A 12815-nucleotide genomic window follows, 5' to 3' on the forward strand; every position below is an offset into this window, starting at 1 on the left:
GTGCCTCGGAAGTTAGCCACAGGGGCCGTCATCAACCTGTTGCACGCGCGGACTAATGGACGGCATCGCCAAGGGTGGGGATAGAGATGACCCATGTAACGCACGAACCAGGCTTTGTTCGCAACAGGCGGCTCAGGGACGCGCTCCTTCAGCACGGCCCCCTCAGCCGGAAGGGCTTTTCAGAGCGACTGTTCGGCATTCTGTTCTCAGGTCTCGTCTACCCGCAGATCTGGGAAGACCCAGACGTGGACATGGCGGCGATGGAGGTGACATCCGGCCACCGTCTCGTCACCATCGGCTCTGGTGGCTGCAACGTCCTCGCCTATCTCAGCCAGTCACCCGGCCGGATCGATGTGGTGGATCTCAACCTGCACCACATCGCGCTCAACCGGCTGAAGCTTGCGGCCTTCCGCCACTTGCCTTCGCGGGCCGACGTCGTGCGGATGTTCGGAATGGAGAATGTTCGCAGCAACAGCGCATCATTCGACATATTCCTCGCACCCAATCTCGATCCGCAGACCCGTTCCTACTGGGAACGGCGCCGGTGGAATGGGCGTCGCCGCATCGACGCCTTCGACCGGAACATCTATCGCAGCGGCCTGCTCGGGCGCTTCATCGCCACAGGTCACCTGCTCGCCCGCCTTCACGGGGTAGACCTGACCGAATTTTCCAAGACGCGTTCGCTACGCGAACAGCGGCTCTTCTTCGATACGCAGATCGCGCCACTTTTCGACAAGCCCCTCATACGCTGGCTGACCAGCCGCAAAAGCTCACTCTTCGGCCTCGGCATCCCTCCGCAGCAGTATGACGAACTTGCCCGCAGCAGCGAGGACCGCACGATGGCGCCGATCCTGCGCCAGCGGCTGGAAAAGCTCGCATGCCACTTTCCGCTGCGCGACAATTATTTCGCCTGGCAGGCCTTTGCCCGTCGCTACCCGGAGAAGAGCGAGGGTTGCCTGCCGACCTATCTCCGCCCGGAAAACTATCTCGCCATCCGGGAGAATGTGGACAGCGTGGCCGTTCATCATGCAAGCGTCACCGAACTCCTCGCCAGCAAGCCAGCCGCTTCGGTCGATCGCTATGTTCTTCTCGATGCGCAGGACTGGATGACGGACGACCAGTTGAACGACCTCTGGGCGGAAATCGGACGAACCGCGGCGCCTGGTGCCCGGGTGATCTTCCGGACCGCCGGCGAGCCCAGCATCCTGGAAGGGCGGGTTCGCGGCGCGATCCTGCGTCGTTGGGCCTATCTGAGCGAGCGATCGCAGGAACTGACGCTTCAGGACCGGTCGGCTATCTACGGAGGCCTCCACATCTACGAGTTGCGCGGATGACGGAAACTGAGGCCCGGCAGGAAGGTGCTTCCCACGCCGAGCGCATGGATCGCATGTACCGCCACCAGCGGCACAGCTATAATCTCACGCGCAAATACTACCTCCTGGGCCGTGACCGGGCCATCCGAGGTTTGCAGCTGCCTTCCGAGGGGCGACTGCTGGAGGTGGGATGCGGCACCGGTCGGAACCTCCTCGCCGCTCATCGCCGCTACCCTGATGCCCGCCTCTACGGGCTCGACATCTCCGCCCAGATGCTCGCCAGCGCCCACCGACACTTCGAGGACACGGCTATCCGTCCCCGATTCTTGCGCGCCGACGCCACCCGTTTCAGCCCGGCTGACTTTGGTACGGATGGTTTCGATCGGGTGCTGATCTCCTACGCCCTCTCGATGATCCCCGATTGGGAAGGCGCGATCGATACCGCCATCGCGGCCCTTGCCCCCGGCGGCTCCCTGCACATCGTCGATTTCGGCCAGCAGGAAGGTCTTCCCCACTGGTTCCGGTCTTTCCTCGTCGGGTGGCTGAGACGCTTCCACGTGACGCCGCGGACCGGCTTGCAGAAGGCACTGGAGGACAGGCTGGAGCAAGCCGACGCCGACATGATCTTCGAGGAGATCTTCGGCGGCTATGCTTGGCACGCGATCCTGCGAAAGCGCGGCGGCTGACGACCTCCCTTGCCAGCGGACGCGTTTTGCGGCGTTATGTGGCGCGAGAATAGAACCGCAGGATCGCTCCGGCGCCGCCTGACAAAGCAGACGGAATGCGCATGTACCGGCTCCCCCTCGTGCTCCTGACGGCGGCGCTCCTGCTCAACGGTTGCACGGTCGCCGCCTATGACGCGCTCAGTACGGAGTCGATCGCGAAGCCGCGTTTCGGGGACAACGATCCTGTCGATTTCGGACAGCGGCACCCGCACCTGCACGACGTTCACGGCATCGACGTTTCCAAGTGGAACGGCGAGATCGACTGGCAGGCAGCGCGGAAGTCCGGTGTCGCCTTTGCGTTTATCAAGGCCACGGAAGGCAAGGACCGGGTGGATTCGAGTTTCGCGCGCAACTGGCGTGGCGCGGCTGCTGCGGGCCTTCCGCACGCGCCCTACCACTTCTACTATTTCTGTTCGACTGCCGACGAACAGGCGGACTGGTTCATCCGAAACGTTCCCAAGTCAGCCGTGCGCCTGCCCCCCGTTCTGGATGCAGAATGGAACCACGCCTCCCCCACCTGCAGACTGCGGCCGCCGCCCGCCACGGTCCGTGCCTCCCTGCAGCGCTTCATGGACCGGATCGAGGCCCATTACGGCAAGCGGCCGATCATCTACACCACGGTCGACTTCCACAGGGACAATCTCGTCGGCCATTTCGACGACTACCACTTCTGGGTCCGCTCCACCGCGGCGCACCCGGAGAACATCTATGCGTCGAGAACCTGGGCCTTCTGGCAATACACCGCGACCGGCGTGGTCCCGGGCGTCAATGGCAACACGGACATCAACGTCTTTGCGGGAACGCAGAAGAACTGGCAGGCCTGGGTCGCTTCGGTGACCGACTGACGAAGGGCTCGGACCCCGGCGCTACCCGCGCCGTGCTTCCGTCACAATGATTGCCGAGACGATGACACCACTCATTGCATGGAGAACCCGAATGTCGTCTGTCCGAAGCCTGATCCTCGCGGCCCTCGTGTCGAGCGGCATCGCCTTGCCTGCAGCTGCCCAGAGCTGCGGCGGAGACCTCGGCGTCTTCCTTGAGGGCGTCAAGGAGGAAGCGGTGGCGAAAGGCATTCCCGCCGACGTCGCGGACCGCGCACTTTCCGGCGCACGGATCGACCAGAAGGTGCTTTCACGCGACCGGGCGCAGGGCGTCTTCAAGCAGACCTTCCTGGAATTCTCCCAGCGAACGGTCAGCAAGGCGCGTCTCGACATCGGCAGCCAGAAGATCAAGCAGTACGCGGATGTCTTTCAGCGTGCGGAGCAGGAGTTCGGCGTCCCTCCTGGAGTCATTGCTGCATTCTGGGCGATGGAAACCGACTTTGGGGTCGTCCAGGGCGACTTCAACACCCGCGACGCGCTGGTGACGCTGGCTCATGACTGCCGTCGTCCGGAGCTGTTCCGGCCTCAATTGCTCGCGCTGATCGAAATGGTGCAGCACGGCGACCTCGATCCGACAACCAATACCGGAGCCTGGGCGGGCGAGATCGGCCAGGTACAGATGCTGCCCGAGGATATCATCGCCTATGGCGTGGACGGCGACGGCGACGGGCATGTCAACGTCAAGCAAAGTTCGCCGGACGCCATCCTGACGGCCGCGAAGTTCATCCAGAGCCTCGGCTTCCGCCGTGGCGAACCATGGATACAGGAAGTCACCCTGCCGGCCGACCTTCCATGGGAGAAGACGGGCCTCGGCAACGAGGTGCCGGCTTCCGACTGGTTTGCAATGGGCGTTCAGCCGCGAGATGGGAGTACGGGTTTCGCCTCTCTGCCCGCGGCACTGGTTCTGCCGCAGGGACGCAATGGCCCGGCCTTTCTGACCTACCCCAACTTCAACATCTATCTCGAGTGGAATCAGTCCTTCATCTACACCACCTCGGCGGCCTATTTCGCGACGCGGCTGATGGGCGCGCCGACCTACCAGAAGGGCAATCCCGAGGCGGGGCTGGATGACGCGGCGATGAAGGCCCTTCAGACCAAGCTGCAGTCCCTCGGGCACGATGTCGGCAAGGTTGACGGCATCCTCGGCTCCGGCACCCGTCGTGCCGTTCAGAAGGAGCAAGCGAGGCTCGGCATTCCGGCCGATGGCTGGCCGACACAACAGCTGCTGCAGGCTCTCTGACCAAACCTCCTCGCTAGCAAGAATTGGGTGGCGCCGCTAATCCGGCGCCACTATGCGTTTGTCGACACGAACGGAAATCTTCATGACCTCCTCCGCCCCTCGCCTGACGACGACCTCATGGTCCCTGCTGATGCTTCTCGGGCTGATCTGGGGCGGGTCCTTCTTCTTCGCGCGGATCGCCGTGCTGGAAGTGCCGCCATTCACACTCGTCCTCCTGCGGCTATCGCTGGCGGCGCTGGCCCTGCACATTTACCTGCGCGGGCGCTTCGGCCTCTTCGCAACACTGCGCAGCCACTGGCGCGAATTCGCGATCATGGGCTTCATCAACAACGCGCTGCCCCACACGCTGATCTTCTTCGGCCAAACGGAGATCGGTGCCGGCCTCGCCTCCATTCTCAACGCGACCACGCCGATCTGGACCGTGCTGATCGCCAACCGCTGGACCGCGGACGAAAAGCTCACCACGGCGAAGATGGTCGGGTGCCTTACCGGCCTTGCCGGAACCGCGGTTCTGCTCGGTCCAGCCTTGATGTCTGCCGCGCATGCACCGCTTTGGGCACTCTCGCTGCCGGTCCTGGCTGCGATCTGCTACGGAGTTGCCGGCACCTTCGGCAAGCGCTTCCGTCAGATACCGGCTCCGGTCACAGCCACCGGGCAATTGACCGCATCCTCCCTCATGATGCTGCCGCTTGCCCTTCTCGCCGACCAGCCCTGGACGCTTCCCGTTCCCAGCACGACGGCGATCCTCGCCATTCTCGGACTCGCGCTGATATCCACCGCCTTCGCCTATCTGCTGTTCTTCCGGATCCTTACCCTCGCCGGCGCCACCAATACATCCCTCGTCACGCTCCTTGTTCCTCCGAGCGCAATCCTTCTCGGCGCGCTCTTTCTCGGCGAGCGACTCGCCCTGACGGACATGGTTAGGCTCGTCCTCATCGCACTCGGCCTCCTGGTCCTCGATGGACGGATTCTGGAGGCCACAGGGAGGTCACGCCGCAGCCGGCACAGCAGCTGAGACGCTTCCCGCGCTCACACTCTGTATCGTTCGTTAACAGGCGGCGACCGAAATTTTACGATTTATCCATCAACATTAACGCTGACATCAGCTAGAAAAATCAATTGCTTGGCCAAGTTTCACCTGAGGATTTCGCCCTGCGCGTGCTGCGCTGCAATACAGAAAAGTCTTTTCAAGAGCGGAAACTCCGACATACACTCCCTCTGTCAGCACAAGGAGGCAGACATGGGACGTGCATACTCTCTTAATGTCCTGGTAGTCGGTGCAGCGTTTGTGTTCGTGGCTTCCATGCTCTTTATCTGAGCGCCACAATCTCTCCGCATCGGGACATATCTGGCATCCGTGACACCTGTATGACAGTTTGGCCTCTCGAAAACGCAGCTCCCCTGGGCTGCGTTTTCTTTTATGCCGCAGCGTCCGCCTGAGCGCGCCGCGCCCGGCCCAGCTGCTCCAGCACCTGGTTTACGAGGCCGGAGCGGTTCATCGTGTAGATGTGGAAATCGGTCACACCGAGATTGAGGAGATCATCGATCTGTTCGGCAGCGACATCTGCGGCCACCTTGGCGCGATCCTCCGGTTTGTCGTCATAGCCCTCGAAACGGCTGTCGAGAAAGGTAGGAACGGAGGCTCCGCAACGTCCCGCGAAACGCTTCAGCTGCGTCAGGTTCTGGATGGGCATGATTCCCGGCACGATCGGCATATCGATGCCTGCGGCCCGCACCTTTTCGAGATAGCGCTCGTAGACATCGTTGTCGAAGAAGAACTGCGTCAGCGCGCGCGCCGCGCCGGCATCCGCCTTGCGTTTCAGCATCTCGATGTCGAAGGCAAGGTCGGCGCTTTCCGGATGCTTCTCCGGATAGGCGGAGACCGAGATGTCGAAGTTGCCGATCTCCCGTAATCCCGCCACCAGGTCGGCCGCATTGGCATAGCCGTCTGCATGCGGCCTGTACTCGGTCCCGACGCCACTGGCGGGATCGCCTCGCAGGGCAACGATCCGGCGTACACCGGCGGCGCGGAATTCTTCCACGACGCTGCGCGTTTCATCCCGGGAGGCGTCAACGCAGGTGAGGTGCGCGGCCGTCGAAAGAGCAGTCTCGCGAATGAGACGCCGGACGACCGAAAGCGTCGGTGCCTTGGTGGAGCCACCAGCTCCGTAGGTGACGGAAACGAAGTCGGGGTTCCAGGCGCCGAGGTCGAGGACGGCGTCCCACAACTGCCCTTCCATATCGGCTGAGCGCGGCGGAAAGAACTCGAACGAAAGCCCGAAGGATTTCTGCGGCGGGAGCGTCGGTGTCATGGCGGCAGTCCTTTCAGGCCGGAGTCATTTCCTTGGCGGCGGGAGCGTCGGCGATCAACAGGCGACGGTCCCTGGCGAGCCACACAGTCGCGGTCAGCGACGGGCCTCCCTGCCGGTCGGCTGCAAGATCAACAACCTCCTGCACATCGAGCCCGACCTTCTCTAGCCACTCGGCCATCGTCTCGTGAGAGAAGCCGAGCCGGACATGGGCATGTTCATCGCGCAGGTATTCGAGATTGTGAGGCGCAAGATCGACGATCAGCAGACGGCCGCCGGGACGAAGGACGCGCGCCGCCTCGGCTATCGCCCGCTCCGGCTGGTCCAGAAAGTGAAGAACCTGGTGGATGGTGACGAGATCGAAGTCCTGCCCATCGAGCGGCAGGTTGAGAATATCGCCCTGCCGCACAGACGCCTTCACGATACCCGCCTTGTCGAGGTTGGCCCGGGCGACCGAGAGCATGTCGCGGCTCGCATCTATGCCCACGGCACGGCGATAGACTTCGGAAAGCAGCTGGAGGATCCAACCCGTGCCGGTTCCGAGATCGAGCAGCGAATCCACCGGGGTACGCCCGACCAGCTTTAACAGCGCCTTTTCGACGACGGCGTCGCTGACATGCAGACGCCTCAACTCGTCCCATTCGGCGGCATTGCGACTGAAATAGGCCTGCGCCCGTTCCGCCCTCGCCTGCTTCACCGTCGCCAGGCGCTCCCGGTCACGTGCGAGAATCGGGTCGTCGATGGAAACGGCAGTGAGCAACGTCCGGACGAGCGCGGCCGCCGTGCCCTCCCGCTTAAGACGGAAATAGGCCCACGCCCCTTCCTGGTATCGTTCGATCAGGTCTTCTTCGGCGAGCAGCTTCAGGTGCCGGGAAATGCGCGGCTGCGACTGGCCAAGGATTTCGGTAAGATCAGTGACGGTGAGGTCGCCGGCAGCCACCAGCGCGAGCAGGCGGAAGCGGGTGGGCTCACCGGCAGTCTTCAGTACGTCCACCAAGGTATCGAGGGAATGCCCCATTACGGTCGCCTTCGCAATCAAGATATAAAGATATGTTTATATCTCATTTGCCAACAAGGCAACCCTCAAACCACACTGCATGAAAATGCAAAAGGGCGGCACGATGGCCGCCCTTCCACAAGTCGCGTCGCCATCAGAATTCCTGCCAATCGTCCGACGGCGCCTGGGCCAGAGCAGCACCGCCCGCGGAAGCACGAACTGCCGGACGAGGTTTGGCGGACGCTGTCGGCGGCGGAACCGTCGCGCGTGCCGCGGCCGCGTGCGTAGCGGGGGCGCCCATCCGCCCTGCAGTAGTCCGCAGGTCCTGCACCGCGTTGCCGACTTTGAACTGGGACAGGAGCGTGTTGAGAGTTGCACTTTCCTGCGCCAGATTTGCGCCCGCCGCATTCATTTCCTCGACCATGGCGGCATTCTGCTGCGTGGCCTGATCCATGTGGTTCACCGCGGTATTCACCTGGGTAAGCCCGACCGCCTGCTCCTGTGCCGCGGTCGCAATCGAATCCATATGGGTGTTGATCGCCTGCACGAGTTGCTCGATCACTCCGAGCCCTTCGCCCGTATCGTTGACGAGGCGTACCCCTTCGCCGACGGCAGTTGCCGAATTGTCGATCAGGCTCTGGATCTCCTTCGCCGCTTTGGCGGAACGCTGCGCCAGTTCGCGCACTTCCTGGGCAACGACGGCAAAGCCCTTGCCGGCCTCGCCCGCACGGGCGGCCTCGACGCCAGCATTGAGAGCCAGAAGATTGGTCTGGAAGGCAATCTCGTCGATGACCGAGATGATCTGTCCGATCTGCTTGGAAGAATGCTCGATGCGTTCCATTGCGGCAACCGCATTGCGAACCACCTGGCCAGACTGGCCCGCACGTGCCCGGGCATCCCGGACGACTTGGCGGGCTTCATCCGTCCGTCGCGACGTTGCGCTGACATTCGAGGTGATCTCCTCAAGCGCTGCAGCCGTCTCCTCGAGCGAGGCAGCCTGCTGTTCAGTGCGCCGCGAAAGATTGTCGGATGCTTCCGAAATCTCCCGGGAGCCGCCGGTAACGGTCGAAACGGAGTTCCCCACGCTGGCAAGTGCCTGGCGCAGCTGAGACACCGAAGTGTTGAAGTCGTTGCGAAGCGGCTCGAACTGTGAAGCGAAAGGCTGTTCGATTTCACAAAGCATGTCGCCGCTTGCCAGACGCCGCAGGCCGGCTGCCAGGGCAACGGTCGCCTGATTGAGGCGCTGCTCCGCCTCTTCCTCCGCGCGGCGCTGCATCTCGACGCGGTCGCGCTCGGCCTGTTCGCGGCCGTGAGCCTGCTCGGCCTCAAGCTCGGCATTGCGGATGGCCGCCTGTCGGAACACCTCGACGGAACGCGCCATGCCACCGATTTCGTCCCTGCGCTCCACATAGGGTATCGTCCGGGCGGTATCTCCTTCGGCGAGCGTCTTCATGCGATCGCCTATGCCGGTGAGTGTCCTGGAGAAGTTGCGGGTCACCGCGAAGCTCAACGCGATGACGCAGGCGACGAAGAAGAGCATCGATGCCGCGAGCACGGTCAGGTAGGTCGTGGCAGACGAAAGCTTCGCCTGTACCAGGTGGGTCATCCGGTCGCCCGTCCGGTCCGTCAGCCCGGAAATGAATGCGCGACGATGGAGATTTGCCTTCGTCCAGAGATCGACCTCGCCGGGAGCTGGCGTGTAGGCTTCGTTCTTGGCCATCAAGCCGCGGACGCGCTCGACCGCCTGGCCGGAAGCACCGGCAAAGAACCCATCATATTCGGCGAGAATGTCGGCAGGCACCGATTCGCGGAAGGGCGCCGTATAGGCAGCCAGCAGCCCGGCGCTGCGCATGAACATCTTCATGGCTTCCATCCCGAGTGGCCCCTTGGCGTATTCGCCGGCAAGCCTGTTCAACATTTGGTAGCCGTCGCCGACCTGCATCATCGCGTAATAACCGGCTGCAGCCCGCGCGAAATCGCTGTCTTCGGACATGGCGCCCGCGCGGCGAGTGATCTCGGCACCGGCAGCGACGGCCGGCTGCAAGACTTGCAGCGCGCTGATTGAACTCGCCGTGCCTGCATCGACCTCCTGCCGATAGCCGGGGATCCTGGCGAAACGTTCCTTGAAATTCTCAACGAAGGCCGCAAGTGCAGGATCGTTGAAACCTGCCGCAAGGACGTCGTCATACGCCTTGAGAAGCGCGTCCTTTGTCTCGTCCGTTGCCTTGCGCGCAGCCGGGCGCTGGTCTGCCGTCGCGCCGCTCTCAGCGGGGACGAGGACGGCGAGCTTGCCGCCGGCTTTCGCGACACGCTCCAGCAGCACCGCGTTCTGGGCGGCGGAGCGCTCCTTGTAGGCTTCGTAGGTCAGCCAGCCACCAAATGAGATTGCAGCGGCTAGAGGCGCAACGGTCAGAACGGCGAGGGATTGGCGGAATGAAAGGCGTTGGATGAGAGTCATGAAACTTCCTCGACGGTCGTCCTCATGACGTCACACGCAGCGTTTCCATCCACTGCATGTTCGTTGCTAGCGAACCTGTGCTAATAAATGCTTATATTTCACTGCAGTCGTCGGCTACTGGAATGCAAAACGGGCCACCCATGGGCGGCCCGTTAGCAAGCATCATAGTGCAAATCAGCGCGTCAGCCGCTTGTAGGTGACCCGCTTCGGGTTGACTGATTCTGGTCCGAGCCGGCGGATCTTGTCCTGTTCGTAGTCCTCGAAGTTGCCCTCAAACCATTCCACATGGCTGTCACCCTCGAAGGAGAGGATATGGGTCGCCAAGCGGTCGAGGAACATGCGGTCGTGGCTGATGATGACGGCGCAGCCGGCGAAGTTTTCCAGTGCGTCCTCCAGAGCCGACAGCGTTTCCGTGTCGAGGTCGTTGGTCGGCTCGTCGAGCAGCAGGACGTTGCCGCCAGCCTTCAGCATCTTGGCGAGGTGCACGCGGTTGCGCTGGCCGCCCGACAGGTTGCCGACCTTCTGCTGCTGGTCGCCACCCTTGAAGTTGAAGGCGCCGCAGTAGGCGCGGGAATTCATCTCGTACTTGCCGAGCTTGATGATGTCGTTGCCGCCGGAGATCTCTTCCCAGACATTCTTCGAACCATCGAGCGAGTCGCGACTCTGGTCGACATAGCCGAGGTGGACGGTCTCGCCGATGTTGATCGAGCCGGTATCCGGCTTTTCCTGACCGGTAATCATCCGGAACAGCGTCGTCTTACCGGCGCCGTTCGGTCCGATCACACCGACGATGCCGCCTGGTGGCAGCTTGAAGCTCAGGTTCTCGAACAGCACGCGATCGCCATAGGTCTTGGAGATGTTCTCCGCCTCGATGACGACATTGCCGAGCCGCTCGCCGACCGGAATGATGATCTGGGCTTCGCCGGGACGGCGGTTCTCGGCCGCAGCAACCAGTTCGTCATAGGCGCGGATACGGGCCTTGGACTTCGCCTGACGCGCCTTCGGGCTCGAGGCAATCCACTCCTGCTCGCGCGACAGCGCCTTCTGGCGGCTGCCTTCCTCGCGCTCTTCCTGCGCCAGACGCTTCGCCTTGGCTTGGAGATATGCGGAATAGTTGCCCTCGTAAGGAATGCCGCGGCCACGGTCGAGCTCGAGGATCCAGCCGGTGACATTGTCGAGGAAGTAGCGGTCGTGGGTAACCATCAGGATGGCGCCGGGATATTCGCGCAGGTGCTTTTCGAGCCAGGCGATCGTCTCGGCGTCTAGGTGGTTGGTCGGTTCGTCGAGAAGCAGCAGGTCGGGCTGGCGCAGCAGCAGCTGGCAAAGCGCGACGCGACGCTTTTCGCCGCCCGAAAGATTATCGATGGTCGCGTCGCCCGGAGGGCAGCGCAGCGCTTCCATCGCCATCTCGACCTGGCTTTCCAGGTCCCAGAGGTTCTGGCTGTCGATGATGTCCTGGAGCTTGGAACCCTCCTCCGCTGTCTCGTCGGAGTAGTTCATCATCAGTTCGTTGTAGCGGTCGAGGATCGCCTTCTTGTCGGCGACACCTTCCATGACGTTGCCGAAGACGTTGAGGCTCTCGTCGAGCTGCGGCTCCTGCGGCAGATAGCCGAGCGTGGCGCCCTCGGCGAGCCAGGCCTCGCCGGTCCACTCCTTGTCCAGCCCCGCCATGATCTTCAACACGGTCGACTTGCCGGCGCCGTTCGGGCCGAGAATGCCGATCTTGGCATCCGGATAGAAGGACAGGTGAATGTTTTCGAGAATCTTCTTGTTGCCGTAGGACTTGTTCAGTCCGGCCATGTGATAAATGAACTGACGTGCCATCAGAAAAATACTCCGGCGTCTGGGGGTTTGGACGCTATCTAGGCGAAACGGGCGCCGGGAGCAATGCGCGAGCAGAGGGGGCGGAAGAATGTTCGAGGAAACCAGGCGGCTGGAAAGCCCCACGGGCGCAAGCCTCGCCTATCATCACCAGGCGGCCTCTGCCCCCCCTTGCGGCGTCCTCCTGATCTGCCACGGAATGGTCGAGCATTCCGGTCGATACGGCGACTTCGCGCATTCAATGGGCGCCAACGGCTTCCACGTTTATGTCCATGATCATCGTGGGCATGGTGAAACGACGGCACCAGATGCCGTCAGGGGCCGATTTGCCGTGCGGGATGGCGCTGCCAAGGCCCTGGATGATGTCTGGGCGATGCGCAATCTCGCAACGGATGCTCATCCCGGCCTCCCGGTAATCCTCTTCGGCCATTCCATGGGAGGCCTCATCGCCTTGAACGTCGCCAGTGATCACCCGGAAGGTTTCCAGGGGTTCGCCATCTGGAATTCCAACTTCAACCAAGGGGTGACTGGCCGTTTCGCGCAGCTCGTGCTGCATGTCGAAAAGGCGTTGATGGGGGCCGACGTCCCGAGTGCCATTCTCCCGAGAGCGACCTTTCGAAGCTGGGGTCGCTCGATGCCGAACTGGCGGACCGAATCCGACTGGCTGAACAGCATCCCTGCAGAGGTCGATGCCTATCTCGCCGACCCCCTCTGCGGCTTCGATGCCAGCATATCGCTTTGGCTTGATATCCTTCGCCTCACGTTCCGGGGGCCTACCGTTCTTGGTCGATTGCCCCGTGGCCTCCCCATCCATCTTGTCGGTGGGGAGGATGACCCCGCGACGAACAAAGGCCGGGAAGTCCTGTGGCTTGAGGGCCTATTCCACCGGGGAGGCTTCCAGCGGGTCACCAGCCGGATCTGGCCCGGCACGCGTCATGAAACGCTGAAGGAGATTGTTCGGCGGGAGGCGATGGACGACTTCGTACACTGGGCGCGGGCCGCAGTCGCCTCTCAAACGGAATGAACTAATGACATTTCCTCAAGTGCCTTCCCTCTCCTCGTTGGATATAG

General features: G+C 62.5%; 10 protein-coding genes. 6 read left to right on the forward strand and 4 right to left on the reverse strand.

The genetic code is table 11. The annotated features are described in order from the left end of the window. The first annotated feature begins 86 nt into the window (after positions 1 to 86). From NT26_RS10390 to NT26_RS10410, 5 genes are all read left to right on the forward strand, one after another. Positions 87 to 1334 carry a BtaA family protein gene (locus tag NT26_RS10390; protein ID WP_052638743.1) on the forward strand — a complete coding sequence of 416 codons (1248 nt, stop codon included), beginning with the start codon at positions 87 to 89 and terminating at the stop codon, positions 1332 to 1334. Continuing rightward, positions 1331 to 1999 carry a class I SAM-dependent methyltransferase gene (locus NT26_RS10395; RefSeq protein WP_052638745.1) on the forward strand — a complete coding sequence of 223 codons (669 nt, stop codon included), beginning with the start codon at positions 1331 to 1333 and terminating at the stop codon, positions 1997 to 1999. The genes NT26_RS10390 and NT26_RS10395 overlap by 4 nt, the downstream gene beginning before the upstream one ends. A 101-nt stretch (positions 2000 to 2100) precedes the next feature. Further along, positions 2101 to 2883, forward strand: coding sequence for a glycoside hydrolase family 25 protein (locus tag NT26_RS10400; protein WP_052638747.1), 783 nt, complete (start codon positions 2101 to 2103; stop codon positions 2881 to 2883). 91 nt (positions 2884 to 2974) lie between these two features. Next, on the forward strand, positions 2975 to 4159 hold the full coding sequence (locus tag NT26_RS10405; RefSeq protein WP_052638749.1) for a lytic murein transglycosylase: 1185 nt from the start codon (positions 2975 to 2977) through the stop codon (positions 4157 to 4159). A gap of 82 nt (positions 4160 to 4241) precedes the next feature. Next, positions 4242 to 5174: a DMT family transporter gene (locus NT26_RS10410; RefSeq protein WP_052638751.1), complete on the forward strand. Its 933-nt coding sequence runs from the start codon at positions 4242 to 4244 to the stop codon at positions 5172 to 5174. A 403-nt stretch (positions 5175 to 5577) separates the two neighbouring features. Here NT26_RS10410 and metF read toward each other — a convergent pair whose 3' ends face one another. The 4 genes from metF to ettA form a co-directional block, all read right to left on the reverse strand. Further along, positions 5578 to 6471 (reverse strand): methylenetetrahydrofolate reductase [NAD(P)H], encoded by an 894-nt coding sequence (gene metF, locus NT26_RS10415; protein ID WP_052638753.1) that lies wholly within the window; start codon positions 6469 to 6471, stop codon positions 5578 to 5580. 13 nt (positions 6472 to 6484) lie between these two features. Beyond that, a complete protein-coding gene (locus NT26_RS10420) occupies positions 6485 to 7486 on the reverse strand; it encodes an ArsR/SmtB family transcription factor (protein ID WP_052638754.1) in 1002 nt (333 codons plus the stop codon). Between the two features lie 133 nt (positions 7487 to 7619). Then, positions 7620 to 9923: a methyl-accepting chemotaxis protein gene (locus NT26_RS10425; RefSeq protein WP_052638756.1), complete on the reverse strand. Its 2304-nt coding sequence runs from the start codon at positions 9921 to 9923 to the stop codon at positions 7620 to 7622. Positions 9924 to 10097: 174 nt separating this feature from the next. Next, complete coding sequence (gene ettA / locus NT26_RS10430; protein WP_052638758.1) at positions 10098 to 11747, reverse strand: energy-dependent translational throttle protein EttA; 1650 nt, start codon at positions 11745 to 11747, stop codon at positions 10098 to 10100. 88 nt (positions 11748 to 11835) lie between these two features. On the opposite strand from ettA, the gene NT26_RS10435 reads away from it, so the two are divergent. Beyond that, on the forward strand, positions 11836 to 12768 hold the full coding sequence (locus tag NT26_RS10435) for an alpha/beta fold hydrolase (protein ID WP_052638760.1): 933 nt from the start codon (positions 11836 to 11838) through the stop codon (positions 12766 to 12768). The last annotated feature ends 47 nt before the right edge of the window (positions 12769 to 12815 follow it).

The sequence above is a fragment of the Pseudorhizobium banfieldiae genome (genome assembly GCF_000967425.1).
Lineage (GTDB): Bacteria > Pseudomonadota > Alphaproteobacteria > Rhizobiales > Rhizobiaceae > Neorhizobium > Neorhizobium banfieldiae.